This window comes from Bacillus sp. FSL L8-0528 (assembly GCF_038593085.1).
GTDB classification, from domain to species: domain Bacteria; phylum Bacillota; class Bacilli; order Bacillales; family Bacillaceae; genus Bacillus; species Bacillus paralicheniformis.
Genome location: NZ_CP151961.1, coordinates 4,220,298 through 4,238,790, shown reverse-complemented (window position 1 = coordinate 4,238,790; position 18,493 = coordinate 4,220,298). Strand labels below are relative to the sequence as shown.

At 40.5% G+C, this 18,493-nt stretch carries 17 protein-coding genes; 13 read left to right on the top strand and 4 right to left on the bottom strand.

Annotated elements, in window-relative coordinates; all coding sequences use genetic code 11:
* Positions 1 to 6: 6 nt before the first annotated feature.
* The 13 genes from walK (at position 7) to MHI30_RS21425 (ending at position 14,813) form a co-directional block, all read left to right on the top strand.
* Positions 7 to 1,851, top strand: coding sequence for a cell wall metabolism sensor histidine kinase WalK (gene walK / locus MHI30_RS21485; protein WP_020453619.1), 1,845 nt, complete (start codon positions 7 to 9; stop codon positions 1,849 to 1,851).
* Positions 1,841 to 3,205, top strand: a complete 1,365-nt coding sequence (yycH, locus tag MHI30_RS21480; RefSeq protein WP_075751790.1) for a two-component system activity regulator YycH — start codon at positions 1,841 to 1,843, stop codon at positions 3,203 to 3,205. The genes walK and yycH overlap by 11 nt, the downstream gene beginning before the upstream one ends.
* Positions 3,192 to 4,040, top strand: coding sequence for a two-component system regulatory protein YycI (gene yycI / locus MHI30_RS21475; RefSeq protein WP_075751789.1), 849 nt, complete (start codon positions 3,192 to 3,194; stop codon positions 4,038 to 4,040). The genes yycH and yycI overlap by 14 nt, the downstream gene beginning before the upstream one ends.
* A 14-nt stretch (positions 4,041 to 4,054) precedes the next feature.
* Complete coding sequence (locus tag MHI30_RS21470) at positions 4,055 to 4,849, top strand: MBL fold metallo-hydrolase (protein WP_003177960.1); 795 nt, start codon at positions 4,055 to 4,057, stop codon at positions 4,847 to 4,849.
* Positions 4,850 to 4,931: 82 nt separating this feature from the next.
* On the top strand, positions 4,932 to 6,143 hold the full coding sequence (locus MHI30_RS21465; RefSeq protein WP_075751788.1) for a trypsin-like peptidase domain-containing protein: 1,212 nt from the start codon (positions 4,932 to 4,934) through the stop codon (positions 6,141 to 6,143).
* 288 nt (positions 6,144 to 6,431) lie between these two features.
* A complete protein-coding gene (locus MHI30_RS21460) occupies positions 6,432 to 7,283 on the top strand; it encodes an S-adenosyl-l-methionine hydroxide adenosyltransferase family protein (protein ID WP_075751787.1) in 852 nt (283 codons plus the stop codon).
* A 252-nt stretch (positions 7,284 to 7,535) separates the two neighbouring features.
* Positions 7,536 to 8,006: a hypothetical protein gene (locus tag MHI30_RS21455; RefSeq protein WP_075751786.1), complete on the top strand. Its 471-nt coding sequence runs from the start codon at positions 7,536 to 7,538 to the stop codon at positions 8,004 to 8,006.
* 30 nt (positions 8,007 to 8,036) lie between these two features.
* Complete coding sequence (locus MHI30_RS21450; protein WP_075751850.1) at positions 8,037 to 8,555, top strand: GNAT family N-acetyltransferase; 519 nt, start codon at positions 8,037 to 8,039, stop codon at positions 8,553 to 8,555.
* A gap of 429 nt (positions 8,556 to 8,984) precedes the next feature.
* Entirely contained in the window at positions 8,985 to 9,467 is a 483-nt protein-coding gene (locus MHI30_RS21445) for a DUF4234 domain-containing protein (RefSeq protein ID WP_075751785.1), read from the top strand.
* Positions 9,468 to 9,665: 198 nt separating this feature from the next.
* On the top strand, positions 9,666 to 9,824 hold the full coding sequence (locus MHI30_RS21440) for a CxxH/CxxC protein (RefSeq protein ID WP_003177948.1): 159 nt from the start codon (positions 9,666 to 9,668) through the stop codon (positions 9,822 to 9,824).
* Between the two features lie 80 nt (positions 9,825 to 9,904).
* The gene (gene rlmH / locus MHI30_RS21435) at positions 9,905 to 10,384 is read left to right on the top strand and encodes a 23S rRNA (pseudouridine(1915)-N(3))-methyltransferase RlmH (protein ID WP_003177946.1); all 480 of its coding nucleotides are present in this window, start codon (positions 9,905 to 9,907) and stop codon (positions 10,382 to 10,384) included.
* Positions 10,385 to 10,655: 271 nt separating this feature from the next.
* A complete protein-coding gene (locus tag MHI30_RS21430; RefSeq protein ID WP_075751784.1) occupies positions 10,656 to 11,948 on the top strand; it encodes a hypothetical protein in 1,293 nt (430 codons plus the stop codon).
* A 162-nt stretch (positions 11,949 to 12,110) separates the two neighbouring features.
* Positions 12,111 to 14,813, top strand: a complete 2,703-nt coding sequence (locus tag MHI30_RS21425) for an AAA family ATPase (protein ID WP_075751783.1) — start codon at positions 12,111 to 12,113, stop codon at positions 14,811 to 14,813.
* A 210-nt stretch (positions 14,814 to 15,023) separates the two neighbouring features.
* Here MHI30_RS21425 and MHI30_RS21420 read toward each other — a convergent pair whose 3' ends face one another.
* The 4 genes from MHI30_RS21420 to MHI30_RS21405 are packed head-to-tail and all read right to left on the bottom strand — an operon-like array spanning position 15,024 to position 18,405.
* Complete coding sequence (locus MHI30_RS21420) at positions 15,024 to 15,626, bottom strand: response regulator transcription factor (RefSeq protein WP_075751782.1); 603 nt, start codon at positions 15,624 to 15,626, stop codon at positions 15,024 to 15,026.
* On the bottom strand, positions 15,623 to 16,762 hold the full coding sequence (locus MHI30_RS21415) for a sensor histidine kinase (protein WP_075751781.1): 1,140 nt from the start codon (positions 16,760 to 16,762) through the stop codon (positions 15,623 to 15,625). Before MHI30_RS21415 ends, MHI30_RS21420 begins: the two co-directional genes overlap by 4 nt.
* Positions 16,763 to 16,768: 6 nt before the next feature.
* Positions 16,769 to 17,506 (bottom strand): ABC transporter permease, encoded by a 738-nt coding sequence (locus MHI30_RS21410; protein ID WP_075751780.1) that lies wholly within the window; start codon positions 17,504 to 17,506, stop codon positions 16,769 to 16,771.
* On the bottom strand, positions 17,503 to 18,405 hold the full coding sequence (locus MHI30_RS21405; protein WP_075751779.1) for an ABC transporter ATP-binding protein: 903 nt from the start codon (positions 18,403 to 18,405) through the stop codon (positions 17,503 to 17,505). The genes MHI30_RS21410 and MHI30_RS21405 overlap by 4 nt, the downstream gene beginning before the upstream one ends.
* Positions 18,406 to 18,493 lie beyond the last annotated feature (88 nt).

Sequence of the window (18,493 nt, the reverse complement as noted above, 5' to 3'; positions counted from 1 at the left end):
ACCGAAATGAATAAAGTCAGTTTTTTCCGCTCGATTCATTTTAAGTTTACCTTAATATACGTTCTGCTGATTATCGTAGCCATGCAGATCATCGGCGTCTACTTTGTCAATGAGATGGAGAAGTCACTTCTTAAATCGTATAATGACTCTCTTGACCAGCGGGTGAACAACCTCTCGTATTATCTGGAACAGGAAATGACGAAGGATAGAAGCACGTCTTCCTCGACTACCTTGAAAGAAGACGCAGAGCGGATTCTAAATGATTTCAGCAAGGAAGGCGAAATTCTCGAAGTCAGTCTGATTGATAAAAGCTATGAAGTCATCGCGACCTCCAATCCTTATAACCGGGAGGTGGCGGGGAAAAAGACAACAGAGGGCATTATTAAAAGGACACTGCTTGTCGGTATTCCGTACGAAAATAAATTTTTCGACCCGGAGCGTGACAGCAAAGTACGGATTTCAGTCACGCCGATAAAAAAATCGAATCAAGAGACGATCGGGGCCATTTATGTCGTGGCATCGATGGATAATGTCTACAACCAAATCCGGACGATCAACACCATTTTAGCGTCTGGAACTTTTATTGCGCTTGGAATCACTGCATTCCTCGGGATTTTTGTCGCGCGAACGATTACACATCCGCTGTCAGATATGAGAAAGCAGGCCATTGAACTGGCGAAAGGAAATTTCTCAAGAAAAGTCAGGAAGTACGGAAACGATGAAATCGGCCAGCTGGCTACAACGTTTAATTATTTAACGAGAGAGCTGAAAGAAGCTCAGTCCATGACAGAAGGCGAACGAAAAAAACTATCTTCTGTTATTGCCTATATGACAGACGGGGTTATTGCGACAAACCGAAATGGCGCGATTATTTTGCTTAATACGCCGGCACTGGAGCTTTTAAATGTTTCACGTGAAACGGCTCTCGAAATGCCGATTACCTCACTGCTCGGCCTTGAAGACGAATACACGTTCGAAGATTTGGTTGAACAGCAGGATTCGCTGCTTCTTGAAATTGAACAGGAAGAACGGACGTCTGTGCTTCGCGTCAATTTCTCGGTCATCCAAAAAGAACACGGAAAGATTGACGGGTTGATTGCGGTTATTTACGATGTCACAGAACAAGAGCAGATCGATCAAGAACGGAGAGAGTTTGTGGCAAATGTCTCCCACGAACTCAGAACGCCGCTCACAACGATGCGCAGCTATTTAGAAGCGCTTGCGGAAGGCGCGTGGCAGGATCCAAACATTGCGCCGCGCTTCTTGAATGTGACACAGAATGAAACAGAGCGTATGATCAGGCTTGTCAACGACTTGCTGCAGCTTTCGAAGTTTGACAGCAAGGATTATCAATTCAATAAAGAATGGATTCATTTTATCCGTTTCTTCTCATTGATTATTGAGCGCTTTGAAATGACGAAAGAGCAGCATGTTGAATTTATCAGCAATCTGCCGGATAGAGAATTGTATGTTGAAATCGACCCGGACAAGATTACGCAAGTGCTGGATAATATCATTTCAAATGCATTGAAATATTCCCCTGAAGGAGGCCATATCACGTTCTCTGTTGATGTAAATGAAGAAGAAGAGCTTCTTTATATCAGTGTCAAAGACGAAGGTGTCGGCATTCCGAGAAAAGACATGGAAAAGATCTTCGAGCGTTTCTATCGTGTAGATAAAGCCAGAACAAGAAGACTCGGCGGTACGGGGCTCGGTCTTGCGATCGCAAAAGAAATGGTACAAGCCCATGGCGGCGACATCTGGGCCGACAGTATCGAAGGAAAAGGAACAACGATCACATTTACCCTGCCGTATAAAGAAGAACAAGAGGATGATTGGGATGAAGCGTGAAACAATTAAAACGATAATACTGTCCCTTTTGGTTTTGATCAGTCTTCTTTTTACTTTTAATATTTGGGGATTTCAGGGGAATTACGAAAAAGTGGAAGATTCACAGGCTCAGGTCAGCGACAAACAGCCGATTACAAATCAGACAAAATTGTTAAATGAAGCCGTCAAACCGCAGCAAATGTTCATTCATGAGAATGGACAGCATTATTTGCTGAATGATACGACGCTCTATTCTCAGCTTTGGGATGACATGAGCCGATGGGAAGTCAAATCGTTAAAGGATATTTCGGACAAATTTGACAGGCAGCAGTTCAAAAACTGGCTGTACGCTAAAAATAAAGAATCCAAATTGGATCTCGTCTTTAGCGACAATATTCCAATCGATGTGCTGCAGCCGCTTTTCAAATGGTCCGCCAATTCTTATGAATACAACTCTTTTGACAGAATCGTTCTTCCTTTCAATGAAGGACGGGGCATGAAAAAAATCTACTTTGTATCCTTCAGTAAAGAGACGGTTGTTGAAGCGGTGATTGAATCGGCTAATTACCGCAACATCCTTGCAGACATTGAAAAAGAAAAATCGCAGATGCCTCTTTATGAGGATTTTGCAATCAATTCGCGCAGAGATGTCTTGCTTCCGGTTAATAGGCTGAAGCTGTCTGAAAAAGAGTATTTTACAGAAACGATCAGCCCGACCCGTTTTAAAAAGGCTTTATTTGATGATCCGCAAACCGTCCGGCAGGAAACCAACTTAAACCGACCGGTATATACGGACGGAACAAGCCTTTTGGAGGTCTACTCGAACAACAGGCAGATTAAGTTCCAGCACCGCAACTTGGAACCGAGTTCTGCTTATCAAAATGGAGAGCTGATCAATAAAAGCTTTAAATATTTAAACGACACGGGAAGCTGGACGGATGATTATCAATTTTTCGGCTTGAATGAAAATCAGCAGATTAACTTTAATCTGTTTATGGATCAGCTTCCGGTCGTTAACAGCCAAAACCAGCCTTTCGGAACGACAGCGATTGAACTTCGCTGGGCAAACAACGACATATTGGATTATAAACACCCAACATATGTCTTGGGCGCAAACGCTAATCCGGTCAGCAAAAAGGATAAAGAAATCATGAGCGGAGAAGAATTGATTCAGTTCCTGCAAGACAATGAAGAGTATGACTTTGATAAGATTGAGCAAATTTTTCCTGCCTATGAAATGGTCTCAGTATCAGAGGAACAAGACCCTCTTGTAAAACTTGTACCGACTTGGTGCATCAAAATAAACGGTACGATAAAGCCGGTATCAAAGAAAGATTCAGCGGTGAAGGAGGGCATTGAAAATGGAGTGGAATAGAACAAAAACAATCTTCATTATCGTCTTCCTCATCCTTGATATCTTTTTGGCCTTTCAATACTTTGATAAGCGCAGCAACAATCAGTTTCCGATTTTAGAAAAATCAACGCTGCAGGAAGATATGAAAGCAGATCATATTTCATACGGCAACTTGTCTAAAGAGACGTCAAAAGGCTCCTCAATCTCTGCACAAAAGCGAGTCTTTAAGCAGAGCGAGATTAAATCGTTAAAAGGGCAAAAGCCGAAGGCGTTAATGAATACTGCAAAAAATAACGCTTTGACGGAAATAGAAATGGAATTTGAAACACCCATTCCACTTCCGAAAGCGGATATGAAGACAAAAGCAAGGGAAATCGTGAACGAAGAGATTATCGACGGCAGCAAGTACAAGCTTTGGAAAGTCGATAAGTCCGGAAAACAGATCGTTTTCTTCCAAACCTATAATGGAAATTACATTTTTCAGGATCGGCAAAACGATGATAACACAGAGATGGGCGAAGTCGTTCTGTACCTGAATAATAAAAACGAAGTTGTTTCATATAAGCAGTCGATGCTGCAGGATATAAAAGAAGTCAAAACGGAAAGTCTGATCTCTGCAGTCGGAGCGGTTGAAGCTTTGTACTATCCGGATTATTTAAAGAAGTACAGCAAAATTAAATCAGCCGAGCTTGGCTATTTCACGCAGTATCCGCTGGCAAGCGCGCAAATTTTCGTGCCCGTTTGGCGGATCGAAGTGGAGCGCAAAACGGACGATAAAACCATTCACGAAGAATTTATCGTGGATGCGCGGGATGGAGCGCTTCTTCAATCACAAGAGAAAAAGGAAAAATCATAATGGAGTGAGAAACCATGAGCCTGCAATTTAGCGTACTTGCGAGCGGGAGTACCGGTAATGCTTTATATTTGGAAACCGATGACCACGCTTTTTTAGTTGACGCAGGACTTAGCGGGAAGGCGATGGAAGGGCTGATGGCGCAAATTGATCGAAAGCTTGATCAGCTTGACGGCATTTTTGTTACGCATGAGCACAGTGATCATATAAAAGGACTTGGTGTGCTGGCGAGAAAATATGAGCTGCCCGTTTACGCCAATGAAAAAACGTGGAAGGCGATGGAAGGGCATATCGGCAAAATGGATAACGGCCAAAAATTCGTATTTCCAATGGAAACCGTCAAATCGTTCGGCTCCCTCGATGTCGAATCGTTTGGCGTATCCCACGACGCCGCAGAGCCGATGTTTTATGTTTTTCATTACAATGGCCGAAAGCTCGCTTTGATTACGGATACGGGCTATGTCAGCGACAGAATGAAAGGCATTATCCGCTCGGCAAACGCTTTTGTTTTTGAAAGCAATCATGATGTCGGCATGTTGCAGATGGGCCGCTATCCGTGGAACATCAAGCGCCGGATTTTAAGCGATGTCGGACACGTATCCAATGAGGACGCGGCACTCGCAATGACCGATGTAATCGGTGATGAGACATCGAGAATTTATTTGGCTCATTTAAGCCAGGACAACAACATGAAAGAGCTGGCGAGAATGTCCGTCCAGCAAACGCTGGCTGCCAAAGGATTTGCGGCGGGAGAAACGTTTGACTTATATGATACCGATCCTAAGAAACCGACACCTCTTGTAGCGGTGTAAATTTTACTGATTGAATGATTAATCTGCGGGCAGATGATCCACACTATATACATATATCGTTCCTTGAAAGGATTTGAATATAGTGGAGTTTAATCATGATGAGGAAAAATTCGTTCGGGAAAAGCCGGTGAGAAGTTGGAGAAGCTTTTTGTTTTCTAGCCTGGTCGGCGCCGTTATCGGCGCTCTTTTAACAGTGTTTGCCCTGCCGTATCTCTCGCAGCAGGGATGGCTGCCGTACAATCTGCAAGTCATTGAAGCGCGCGGAGGTCAAGGAGCTCAGCAGGGCGGTGCGGTCCGCAATGTATCCGTCAACGTGAACAATGAAGTCACACAAGTGGTCTCTAAGGTTTCTGATTCTGTTGTCGGCGTTATCAACATCCAAAAAACCGGTGTATGGGATGGAGACAGCGAAGCGGGAACAGGCTCGGGCGTTATTTATAAAAAGGACGGCAACACATCCCACATTGTGACCAACCACCATGTCATTGAAGGGGCATCCCAAATCGAAGTCAGTCTGAATGACGGAACGCGGATTCCGGCAAAACTGATCGGCAGTGATAAACTGATGGATCTGGCCGTCCTGCAAGTCAGCAGCAATAAAATAAAAGCGGCTGCTGAATTCGGAGATTCTGATAAAGTGAAGACAGGCGAGCCTGTCATCGCGATTGGAAACCCGCTCGGCCTGCAGTTTTCAGGATCTGTTACACAAGGAATCATCTCAGGAACCGAACGCGCTGTTCCGGTCGATTCAAACGGAGACGGACAGCCGGACTGGAATGCCGAAGTATTGCAGACGGATGCTGCCATTAACCCGGGCAACAGCGGAGGCGGACTGTTTAATATTGATGGAAAAGTCATCGGCATTAATTCGATGAAAATCGCTGAATCAGCCGTCGAAGGCATCGGCCTGAGCATCCCTGCCAACCTTGCCATTCCGGTTATCGAAGATTTGGAAACGTACGGAGAAGTAAGACGACCGTATTTCGGAATTGAGATGAAATCACTTGGCGACATTGCAAGCTACCACTGGCAAGAAACGCTTAAACTGCCGAAAGACGTAACATCAGGGGTCGTTGTGATGGGCGTTCAGCCGGTGTCTCCTGCAGGCAGAGCCGGTTTGAAAGAGCTTGATGTCATCGTCGAATTCAACGGTGACCGCGTTTACGATATCGTTGATCTGCGTAAAAAGCTTTACACTAAAAACGTCGGCGATAAGGTGAAAATCAAATACCTGCGGGGCGGAAAAGAAAGAACAACAGAAGTAAAGCTGTCCCGATCCAAATTGGGAAGCTGATAAAGACAGTCTGGCCGGTACGGCCGGGCTGTTTTTTTATTATGCCAAGTCTGGGGAATGATCGTCAAAAGGCAAAAATGGGATAGTTAAAGAGGAAAATAAGACTTTCTGGATGAATAATCGGTTTTTTAGGGTGTGAATTCCAAATTATTGCATTAATAAAAATGAGAGTTTCTAAAAAATGGACAAAACATCATATTGTGTTTCAATTTCGCGTACGATATGATGATTTAAACATTTTGAAAATGGCCGATTCACTGCGAAAATCAGGGCGGAAAGGGAGATAGGATGAGTCAGCATGCACTTGTATTACAATCTGATTTTGGCCTTGATGACGGGGCGGTAAATGCGATGTACGGCGTGGCTTATTCAGTTGACAGTTCACTCCGGATTTTTGATTTGACGCACAACATTCCCGTTTTTCACATTTGGGAGGCTTCCTATCGGCTGCTGCAGTCCGTTTCTTATTGGCCTGAAGGTACTGTCTTCGTGTCGGTCGTCGATCCAGGGGTCGGCTCGGAACGCCGCAGCGTCGCAGTCAGAACCTCTTCCGATCAATATATCATCACACCGGACAACGGAACTCTCACCCATATGAGCCGGCAGAATGGGATTGCCGAAGCGCGCTATCTTGATGAAGCGCAGAACAGGCTTCCGAGATCAGGCGAATCACATACATTCCATGGACGCGACATTTACGCTTACACCGGGGCAAGACTGGCAGCCGGGATTCTCAGCTTCGACCGGATTGGTCCGGAAGTTTCAACAGATTCCATTGTCAAACTGCCGGTCATGGAAGCTTATATCGAAAATGATTGGATAACCGGAACGATCGACATTTTAGATATCCGGTTTGGAAACCTTTGGACAAATATCAGCCGTAAACTTTTCAAGTCACTTGATGTTCAATACGGAGATCCTGTGGAAGTCGTCATCAAACACGAGGACACCAAAGTCTATCAGCAGACGATGGCATTTGGACGGTCGTTTGCTGATATGCCGGTCGGCAAGCCGGTTGTTTATATCAATTCATTAGACCGCTTGGGTATTGCCCTCAATCAAGGATCGTTTGCCAAAACACACCATATCGGCACCGGCATCAACTGGCAGATTTCTCTTCAAAAAAGTATACAGCGGTAAACAAAAGAGCCTGAATTCCAATCAGGCTCTTTGTTTTTTGTTTCATTCTTATGACATAAAAACGGTTGTCACACATTTTTCAGCTAATCGAGAAGGCGGCAATCCTCTTTAAAAAATAGTACATTTGTCATATTGGTACCTAAGTCATATTGTCTAAAACAAGAGAAAAGAATATATTGAGGGGGTGTGCCGCTGCTATGAAAAAATTCATTCAATTCATTTGTTTGGAAAACGAGTGTCCGGAGGAATGATATGAACGACAATGTGCAGACTGCGTTGAAAACGCTGTCTAATGTAAAGAGCAGAAGTATCTTGTCCGTTTTTGTGCTATGTCTGATCACACTGGGGGTTTACATACCATACTGGTTTCTATCCAGGAAAAAAAGCTTCGATTTGCTGCCTTATCATGATATTCCCTACACCACGTTAAAAGCTATCATATTTTATCATTTATTTTCGATTCCAATTAGAATATCAGCAAAAATCGCTTTTCCTGACATGCATTACAGCCTTTATATGCTGCTCGACCGTGTGATTTTGATTCTGTCCGCAGGTGTTTTGATTTACTGCGCGCTGGTGGTGACCGCTTCATTAAACAAGCTCTCAGGCAAAGAACCTGCAAATGGATCCATTTTTGCGTTCCTTTTGAATGTCATTTACATTCAGCACAGAATCAATAAACTTTCCGAGCCGAAAAGCGAATGGCTGAGCAAAGCATCATGATCAATAAACAAGGAAGTGAAGCATAATTTGATGTTGAAATCAAAAATTAAAATTGACTTAAACAAACCGAGAAAAAAACCGGCAATCCGTTTAATGCCAATGACAGAAGAAGACTTTAAGACATACCAGACCTATTCCATCCAGCATTACGCCATGGAGAAAGTAAAAGCGGGCACATGGACAGTGGCGGAAGCGATGGAGAAAGCAGAAAAGCAATTTGCAGCCCTTTTGCCAAACGGCATTGAAACGAACAACCATCATCTATGGTCAATCATGGACGACAGCGGGGATGCCGCAGGCTGGCTTTGGCTCTACGCTGACCCGCACCATCCTCAAAAGGAAGCATTTATTTACGATTTCGGGCTTTATGAAGCGTATCGCGGGCAGGGAATCGGCCAGCAGGCTTTAGCCGTCTTAGAAGAAGAGGCAAAGCAATTAGGAGTCCAAAAGCTGTCCCTGCATGTATTCGCCCATAATAAAAAGGCGAAGCGGCTTTATGAAAAAATGAATTTTGAGACTACGGATTTGCATATGAGCAAGAGGCTGTAAGATCAAAGCTGTGAAGCTTTGATCTTTTTTCATGTCCAATGTTCCACATGAAACACAGTATGTCATTATTCCTAGTTGAGAGAGGCGGGAAATAACGAAAAAAAGACAAAATGATTCGAATGAACCCCTTTATGTTACGCAATGACAGATTGCATATTACAAAAGTAGAAATATGACGAATAATGTCCTATTGATTGTCGAATTTCTGCAGGTGAACACGAAATAAGGATTAGGCAAAATGATACAGTTTTTTTATTTAGGTCAAAAAAAAGAATCAATTTACCTAAGAAAATCCCAATTTGACACTTCAATGGATTTTGATTTATTGCATTCAATATAGTACATTTTGATATGGAAAGTGGAAAAGTATAGATGACAAGGATAAAAAGACCTGGAAGAACAGTTTTAAGGAAAGAAGAGTGTTTCAGCATGAGTAAGAAATTAGAAGATTTTCCGAAAATAAAAGCCATATATGCGGTGTTATTAACAATCATAACGTCAGGTATATACATCCCGTATTGGTTTCTTTCAAGAAGAAAGAATTTAGAACGATGCCAAATTAAGCTCCCGTATGTCGCGATTAAAGTAACACTGCTGTTAAGTGTCTTTTCAATTTTGGAGCCTTTTTGGACTTTTTATGCAATCACATTTCAAAGTGAAGATATGCTGCCATACAGCAACAGCATTTTGCTTCTCCCGCTGCGCCCCGGACACAGCTTTCTCCCGCAGCTCTCATTTCTCCTTTTTTGGACGATAAATCTAGTTAGTGCATTTAAGGTTAGAAAATCGTTTATGAGGTTCTCTAAAAAGCCGGTTAACGGGTTTTGGACTTTCATTCTTAACGTTTCATATTTGCAGCATATCACGAATCAGCATTCTTTAGTTGTTCAGGAAAAAAGAGAAGCAGTATAAAAAAAGATTAGAGCATCAGCGAGGTTAGCTGGTGTTTTTTATTTAGGGAAAACAGAGTTATCCAGAGGAATATAAAAAGCCTGTGGATAACCTCGCGAAGTCGTGCTAAAACCTACTAACATGTGCATAAATAGGGTATATTGAATAAGGAGCTTTTTTATAAAAGAGCCCAATGATACAGATATTGGAGGGACTTTTATGAAGTCTTGCGAAGAGCATATTGAAACCGTCATTGACATGTATGTGGATGAAGAAGAATTGGCCCCTGAAATCAGAAAAATCGAACATACACACAGTTTATCCACAACCTGTGAATTGTGCGATAAGCCTGCAGTATATATAGTGGGGAACGAATGATCGGACACTAAATACACAACCTTTATCCACAATTGTGGATAATGCATCTGAATAACTTGTTCTTAAAGTGGGGATGACCTGTGAATATATCAATCGTAGCAATCGGAAAACTAAAAGAAAAATATTTAAAACAAGGAATCGACGAATACATAAAACGGCTTTCGGCATACGCAAAAGTCGACATCATCGAACTGCCGGACGAAAAAGCCCCGGAAAACCTAAGCGACCAGGACATGAAAATCGTCAAAGACAAAGAAGGCGAACGAATTCTCTCAAAAATCAGCCCCGACGCCCACGTCATCGCTTTGGCAATCGAAGGAAAAATGAAAAGTTCGGAAGAATTAGCCGATAATATGGATAGACTCGCCACATATGGAAAGAGCAAGGTAACCTTCGTTATCGGCGGCTCACTCGGCTTGAGCGACGCCGTCTTGAAGCGCGCGGATGAGAAGCTGTCGTTTTCGCGGATGACATTCCCGCATCAGCTCATGAGGCTGATTTTGCTGGAGCAGGTTTATCGGGCGTTTCGGATTAATCGGGGGGAGCCTTATCATAAATAGAGGCAAAAAAGTTAAAGATTAAGGTAAAATTTTATTGTAGGAGACGGTTACTATAAACAAGTTTTTCATACCCATTTCATGTGGATGAGTGTAAACGTTTGTGAATAATTAGTTCTGAAAAGTCGAACTCTAACTATATTTTATCTATATAGGAACTTATCAATTTGTTTAAATAATATTGAAGCTATGTCAATTTGCTAGATATATGAACTTTTAAAGGACATGCAAATCTTGTCGAAAAGTTATCAAGATAGGAGAGTGGTTTGAGGTCGTGAACCGAATTAGTGATATAACAAAGCGTGAAATTCTTGATTTTTTTCGGGACGGAATTGATATAGATGAAGTATTTGAAACGAAAAAAGTTACTTACCCTTATTTTGGACGAATGAATGAGCTTGATTTTCTCAAGAGATTATATGATTTGAAAAGTATGCCGAGTTTAGATTTTAGGTTTTCGAATGCCGAAGGTGAAATATGGCAACATACAGTAAACAACGATGATTACCCGCATTGTTGGGTATTTGAGGACGAACGATTCCAATTAACTTATGGAAACGATGAAATATACTTAAGATTTATTTGTGAGGTATTTAATCCAGCAGTCAGGTTTGAGAAAGGATATTGGAAGGAGTTTCTTACGGAGATAAACAAATTGTTACAAAATGATGGGTACGAACTCTATCCTGCAAAAAAAATATCTAACCGTGACATCTATAGTTGGAAAGTTTATCAACCAGAAAATGAGATTTTCATTCCTTTCTCTCAGAGGAATGAAAAAGCGATAAAACAGAAAAAAATAGCCTTTACAATTAATCGAAAAGCCAGAAATCAGATTTATCAAATACTAGAAAGTTATAATTATAGCTATAGGAAAACAACTGAAACAGGATGGCAATACGATGTCTTGGTAAGTGAAGAGGTTTTTAATGATATAAGGAAATTTTACTCCCCTAAGTGCTTTAATAACCAAAAACAATATGTTGAAACTGATAGCCTAAAAGAATTTATATACTACACATCGCCTTATTGTGTGTTAGATGCGATAGAATTTTTCGAGAAATATTGTAAAAATAACTATGTAGCAAAAATTAATGCAATATTAAAATTGAATGATATTTCTTTGAAATTAAATAATGGAAAAATTGAAAGTATTTCAGACAGTCATTTTAAAAAAAATACATTAATTTCAATTGGCGAGACAGGACTCAAAGAACTGCTTCAAGAAGCAAATACATATTATGAAAAAGGGAATTTAAAAATTGCTGTTGAAAAACTCTGGGATGCGTTTGAAAGGTTAAAAACATATTATGCTCCAACATTAGATAAGAAGAAATCAGTAAATAGAATTATTGATGATATGAGCCGTAACAAGGAACCCTTTAAAAAAATGTTTGAAAAAGAATTTTACGAACTAACAACGATTGGAAATAACTTTAGAATTCGTCATCATGAAACTACAAAAATTGATATTGAGGATGATGAGCATTATGATTACTTTTATAAACGGTGCCTTTCATTAATCACGGTTGCAAGTCAATATTTATATAATGGAAGAATAATTTAAATATATATAAGAATCTTTTCGAATAGATCATTCAATAGACGTGATATTAACCTGATTTTTACCTAAAAAACCAATTTTACATATTACCATTAGAAAGTATATACCTTTTTCCAGTTAGACATTTCATCAGGTAGAAAGTTTATAAATGGGGGTGAATGTTTTTTGAATAGAATTGACACTGAGATTTCAGATATTGATAAAGTCATTTGCAGAAATATTGATAGGTTTGAATCCTATGATAGAGGATTATTGTCACAAAATATTCTATCACAGCTTAGAAATTTTGTTGAACATATTTCATTAAAAGCATATGCTAATGGCCAAGATATTGAAAATAACTATCAAAACATTGAGAAAGCAAATGCCTATGTTAAATCCAGAGGCAATTTAAAGTTTTTAAGTAAATTTCATAAACTTTTACAGATAACTGTATCCCATTATACGCTTAGTGAGGAAAACTCAGAAAGACTAATGTTGAAGTATTATGAGTATTTGCTTAAAATAAAAACCCTCCTAAAGAGCGAGTATAATCTTGATGTCCTAAATAACATAGATAAATACCCTATTAATATGGATTCAAATCTTAAGGAGTATTATAAAAAAATCTCGAAGAAAATAAATCAACCATCTTTGACTGGAAATAGAAATACATATAAAGATCGTTACTATATTCAAAGAATAAAGCCATTTTTTGTAGATTACAATGTGTATTATGAAGTGACATTTACTGTTGCAAATGACAAAGCAAGCAAGTTTGATAGAATTATTGCGTTCACAAGACTAGAGCTTTCGCATAACTATGCTTTAAAACTCTCAATAAAAAATGACACTGTTAATATTTTGGGAAAAAAAATGCCGATCCTAATTATTGATGGATGGGAAGTATCAATCCGTCCTTGTGAACTAAATAATTTTGCGAATATATTTGGGCTTGATTCTAAAATACAAAGTGGAAATACTGAGTATCGGGAGTTAATGAGATATCTAACTGAAACCGGACTAAATTTAGTTGAGGTCATTGATTTTTCAGAAAGTAATTATTTGAGTATTAAGAGCCAAATAACTCAAAAAGCAAGGGTATTACACTTTTTTTATATAATTGATAAATGTCGTGAATTGACAAAAAGTAATAGTCCAGGAAGTAATATTATTAGATATTTACTTTACAGACTAAATAATAAAGTTATAAAACGGCAATACGAGTCTGGGGGTTGCGAAGCATTATCAAATCTAAATTTGGATTATGGGTGTATACCATTTGATCAAATGCCGTTTAATACATCGTTAAGAAATCATAATCCTAAATTTTTGGATTTACTCGACTGTATCGAAACAACTAATCGAGATCATGAGGTTTTTGCAAGACTTATTAAAAACAATACAGAAATAAAGGGGCAATTATATACTCCCAAAAACGATATTATAAGTTTTGAAGGTATTGAAGGTTTGATGAGGGCTTATAACAGTAAGCTATATTATAAACATCAACATCGAAGGTTAGAGAATTATAAAGATTATATTTATATAAAAGGTTATGAAGAAGATACGCTAAGTATTATACAAAAACTAGAAGAATTAGCTTCATCTGGAATTGATAATTACTCAAACTCAGTTCATTTTTGGTTGCAGTCTTCCCCCTATGATATTGATTGCGATGAGAAGAAATCTGCTCTAAAACAAATGTTTGAGAATTCCAAAGTAGCTTTAATATACGGTTCTGCTGGAACCGGAAAATCCACTATGATAAATCATATTTCAAACTTTTTTAATGACAAGAAGAAGCTCTTTTTAGCAAATACTAATCCGGCAGTAGATAACTTAAAAAGAAGGGTTAATGCTGCTAATTGTACCTTTAAAACCATAGCGAAATTTAAAGCACAGAGGAATTGCGATATAGAATTCGATTTATTGGTTATTGACGAGTGCAGTACAGTTAGTAATTCAGATATGCTTAAAGTTATAACTAAAGCTTCTTTCAAATTATTAGTTTTAGTCGGAGACGTTTTTCAAATCGATTCAATAGTTTTTGGAAATTGGTTTGACGTTGCTCGTTCATTTGTTCCCGAAACATCGGTATTCGAGTTAACAAAACCTTATAGAAGCAGTAACCCTAAGCTGCTTACTTTGTGGAGTAAGGTTAGACGTATGGATGAGGACCTACTAGAACACATTACCAAAAATAATTATTCAATTAGTTTGAACGAGTCGATTTTTGAGCATTCTGAAAGGGATGAAATAATTCTATGTTTAAATTATGATGGGCTTTATGGAATAAACAATATAAATAGATTTTTACAAAGTAGCAATGAAAAAAACGCTGTTCAATGGGGTATTCAAACTTATAAGGTCAACGATCCAGTTTTGTTTAATGAATCAGAAAGGTTTGCTCCCTTAATTTATAACAACTTAAAAGGGAAAATAGTTGGCATAGAAACGTTTATAGATAAAATACAATTCGATATTGAACTAGATAAAGTGATAAATCAGTTAGATTTGGAGGGATATGATTTTAATCTGATAGGTAATTCGGATAAAGGTAATTCAATTATTCGCTTTTTTGTCAACAAGTATAGAAGCACCGATGAAGATGATGATTTATCATCTGAGGCTGTAGTTCCTTTCCAGGTTGCCTATGCTGTTTCAATCCATAAAGCACAGGGGTTGGAATATAAATCTGTTAAAATCATTATTACAGATGAGATTGAAGAAATGATTACTCACAATATATTTTATACAGCAATAACTCGGGCGAAGGAGAAATTAAAAATATACTGGTCGCCAGAAACGGAGAAGAAAGTTTTAAGTAAATTGGGAATAAAAAACAGCAGAAGGGATGTTTCTCTATTATCATCAAGATATAGTTAGCTAATCAGATACTTTGACTTTAAAGATTCTTTAAACTCACATAAGGGATCTATGTTCGGAAACATTATTATGGACTTTATAATATATCCTAAAACAAGAGTGTGGACGTTAGATGATATTGTTCAATAAATGGTTATCCTGAAAGTTCTAAAACCAATTAAGCTTCAAAAATGTACATCTTACAATGAACTGATAATCATCCGACCACACTCAAATCCACCCCTCCCCCTCAGCAACCTTCGCCGCCTCCGTCCGGTTCTTCGCATCCAGCTTATGCATAATCTCAGAAATATAATTCCGGACGGTGCCTGCTGACAAAAATAACTCGGCGGCAATTTCTTTCGTCGTCATTCCTAAAGCCGCCAATCGCAGGATTTCCTGCTCGCGTTCGGTGAGCGGGTTTACCTTGCGGATGGCATCGAAGGTGAGTTCCGGGCTGAAGATTCGCTTGCCTTCCTTACATTTTCGGATGGCGTCTGCGAGGTCGTCGATTTCTCCGTCTTTGAGCAGGTAGCCGTGGACATTGCTTTTGACGGCGCGTTCGAAGTAGCCGGGGCGGGCGAATGTTGTTAATATGATAACCTTACTTTTTGAGCCCCGTTTCGTCAGCTCTTCAGCCACCTCTAAGCCGCTTTTGACGGGCATTTCGATATCCATGAGGCAGACGTCCGGTTCTAGCTTGAGAATGGCGGTGAGCGCTTCTTCGCCGTTTGTCGCCTGGCCGATTACTTTCATGTCTTCTTCAAGATCAAGCAAGGATCCCAGCGCGCTTAACAGCATTCTTTGGTCTTCGGCAATAAATAAACGAATCATTGGATTGCTTCCTTTCGTTCAGCTTTCTTTACAATTGGAACGGTAATATTTAAAACTGTGCCGTTATGGGTTGAAACGTCGAGTGCGCCGTCGATTAATGCAAGTCTTTCCTTCATTCCACGCAGGCCGTTTCCAAATGGTGTTTGCTGATCCATTCCCATTCCGTCGTCCTTGATGGTGATGCTTATTTTTTCATCTGTTTGAGAGATGGAAATGGTGCAATGGGTGGCGCGGCTGTGTTTGACGATATTTGTGGCGGCTTCGCGTATACACATGCTGACGATGTTTTGTGTGACAGGAGAAATATTTGAAAAATCGGAACCTCCCATGTATTCGAATGTGATGTCTGCAGCCCGCAGGATTTGCTGGATATGGATAAGCTCTTCTGCGATCGTTGCCGTTTTCATATCAGACACGAGTTCTCGGACTTGTTTTAAGGCTGCTCTTGATGTGGTTTCCATTTCTCTTGCTTCTTTTCGCGCCCGTTCCGGGTCGCTGGCGATGGTACGCTGGACAAGCTGGCTTTTTAATGTGAGCAGTGAGAGAGTATGGCCAAGTGTATCGTGCAGATCACGGGCAATTCGTACACGCTCCTCGCGCTTAACCAGTTCCTTAATTTGCTGATTTGCCTCATCAAGCTCTTGTTCCAGTTCCATGCGGCGGTTCATGGAGCGGATGCCGTATGGTGAAATGAGCATAATCACGAGAAAGGGCAGAAAATAAAAGAGCCGATTTAGCAGGGATGGATCCTTCAGCAGATGATAGATAAAAGGGGCGACCAATACAACAACGAGGCTGGCAAGGCCGCGCCGAAATATCTTTTTTTCCCGGTAATAACCGATAAAGTTCGCTGAAAAAAAGCCTAAAAAGACTAAATTGATATCATAAAATACAGTGTAGATCAAAATGATTGAAAGCTGGATGGCCAGCCAATAAGTAAATAATTTTTTGTGCGGCGAAATAAAAAAAAGCTGGCGATATGTCACCAAGAAAAGCAGCACGAGTCCAAAACCGATCAGCTGTTTGATCCCCGAGGTCTGATTCGTCAAATAAGAAATGGGCAGCAGTAAATAGATTAAAAAGATATAGGGAAAAAAGCCGTACCGTTTCGGAAACATGCTGAAGTTTTTTTTCATTCTTACTCACACCGCTTCTTGTTTTCTTCTTATATATTTAGATAGTAGCATAATAACGACTAAATAGCCTAATAGAGCGAGAATATTTTTCCAGTTTGGCATTTGACCTTGAGCGATTTCCCAGGCACCGCTGCCATAATGATAAGACGGCAGCCAATAGCCGATATTCTGCATCATTTTTGGCATAATTTCAAGCGGCATCCACATCCCTCCGCATACAGCGAGGCCCATATACAACACATTGCTGATTCCGGCTGCTGTATCCACTTTTTTCATCATCCCGATCAGTGTCCCGATCGCAAGAAACGGGAGCGAGCCAAGCAGGGCCCACAATCCGCACAGGAACCATTCCAATGGGGATAAAGAAACGCCGTTAATCAAGGCGCCGGCTAAGAAGATAACTGTAATCGAAAGAATATGAATGACGCTTTGCCCCGCCATTTGAGCGATAAAATAAATGTGGTCGGGAAGAGGCGTTACGCGAATGAACGTCGACCAGCCTTGGGTGCGTTCTTGAACCATGCGGATGCCGAGCGTCATGATCGAAGAGCCCATGACGCTGAATGTTGTCATCGACATTAAATAATGCGCATTCCAAGCCGCAGGGTCCGGAGCATTCGTATTGACGACATTTGTAAAAATATAATAAAAAGCAATCGGCATAGCCAATGACCAAAAGACAAAATAGCGGTTTCGAAGCATTCTTTTGATTTCCATTCTGCACTGCATCTGAAATACATTCATTTTACATCGTCTCCTTTGCCTGTCAGCTGGCGAAACGCCTTTTCAAGATTTCCGCGTTCAATGTGAATATCATAAGCGCCGATCTTTTCTGCGAAAATGAGTTCCAATATTTTGTCCGTATTGGCCGTGTCGATGTAAACCCGGTTGTTTTTACGAAAAATCTGTTCGATTTCCGGGTGCTGATACAGCCTCTCGAGCGACTGTTCCGGATCGACTATAAATGAAACCGAATGCTTCGATATTCTTGATTTTATTTGGAGCGGCGTCCCGTCAGCTACTATGCTGCCGTCTTTAAACAGCAAGATTCGTTGCGCGGCATCATCTGCTTCCTGTAAGTAGTGTGTAGAAAAAATGATTGTTTTTCCTTGCTCTGCGAGCGTTTGAACCGTTTGCCAAAAGCGGTTTCTTGAAGTGATATCCATTCCGACCGTGGGTTCGTCAAAAATCATCAGTTCTGGATCACCGGCAAGCGCCAAGGCAAAGCCGAGACGCCGCTTTTGCCCGCCTGACAATTTTTCCGCCTGTGTTTTTAAATCCTTGTCTGTCAAACCTGTCAGCGCTCTAAGCTTCTGAAAGGATAGAGGATTTGGATAGTAGCTCCTAACGAGTTCGATGATTTCACCTGCACGCAAACCAGGCATCACACTGACTTCCTGCAGCATCGTGCCGATTTTTTCGCGCACCCGTTTTTCATGCGGCATGGAACCGAATAATGTGATGTTGCCTGCCGTTGGTCTTAACAGCCCCAATATCATTGAAATCGTCGTCGTTTTCCCGGCCCCGTTTGGCCCGAGAATCGCTACAATTTCTCCTTTTTTAATTGAAAAATCTATCTGATCAACCGCCGTTTTTTGGCGGAATGTCTTTGTCACATTCGTCAAGCTCACAACATTGCTCATGGTTTACAGACCACCTCCTGATTTACTCATTTCATTGTATAAGCTGAGGGAGGCGGATTTTAGTAAGTGATGTCATGAAAATCGGGTG

Excerpts from the sequence above, each read along its gene's own strand:
- MHI30_RS21440 (WP_003177948.1), top strand. The coding sequence starts at position 9,666 with ATGAAGTCTTGCGAAGAGCATATTGAAACCGTCATTGACATGTATGTG.
- MHI30_RS21470 (WP_003177960.1), top strand. The coding sequence starts at position 4,055 with ATGAGCCTGCAATTTAGCGTACTTGCGAGCGGGAGTACCGGTAATGCT.
- MHI30_RS21410 (WP_075751780.1), bottom strand. The coding sequence starts at position 17,506 with ATGAATGTATTTCAGATGCAGTGCAGAATGGAAATCAAAAGAATGCTT.
- MHI30_RS21415 (WP_075751781.1), bottom strand. The coding sequence starts at position 16,762 with ATGAAAAAAAACTTCAGCATGTTTCCGAAACGGTACGGCTTTTTTCCC.
- MHI30_RS21460 (WP_075751787.1), top strand. The coding sequence starts at position 6,432 with ATGAGTCAGCATGCACTTGTATTACAATCTGATTTTGGCCTTGATGAC.
- MHI30_RS21420 (WP_075751782.1), bottom strand. The coding sequence starts at position 15,626 with ATGATTCGTTTATTTATTGCCGAAGACCAAAGAATGCTGTTAAGCGCG.
- walK (WP_020453619.1), top strand. The coding sequence starts at position 7 with ATGAATAAAGTCAGTTTTTTCCGCTCGATTCATTTTAAGTTTACCTTA.
- yycH (WP_075751790.1), top strand. The coding sequence starts at position 1,841 with ATGAAGCGTGAAACAATTAAAACGATAATACTGTCCCTTTTGGTTTTG.
- MHI30_RS21405 (WP_075751779.1), bottom strand. The coding sequence starts at position 18,405 with ATGAGCAATGTTGTGAGCTTGACGAATGTGACAAAGACATTCCGCCAA.
- MHI30_RS21455 (WP_075751786.1), top strand. The coding sequence starts at position 7,536 with ATGAACGACAATGTGCAGACTGCGTTGAAAACGCTGTCTAATGTAAAG.
- MHI30_RS21450 (WP_075751850.1), top strand. The coding sequence starts at position 8,037 with ATGTTGAAATCAAAAATTAAAATTGACTTAAACAAACCGAGAAAAAAA.
- yycI (WP_075751789.1), top strand. The coding sequence starts at position 3,192 with ATGGAGTGGAATAGAACAAAAACAATCTTCATTATCGTCTTCCTCATC.
- MHI30_RS21445 (WP_075751785.1), top strand. The coding sequence starts at position 8,985 with ATGAGTAAGAAATTAGAAGATTTTCCGAAAATAAAAGCCATATATGCG.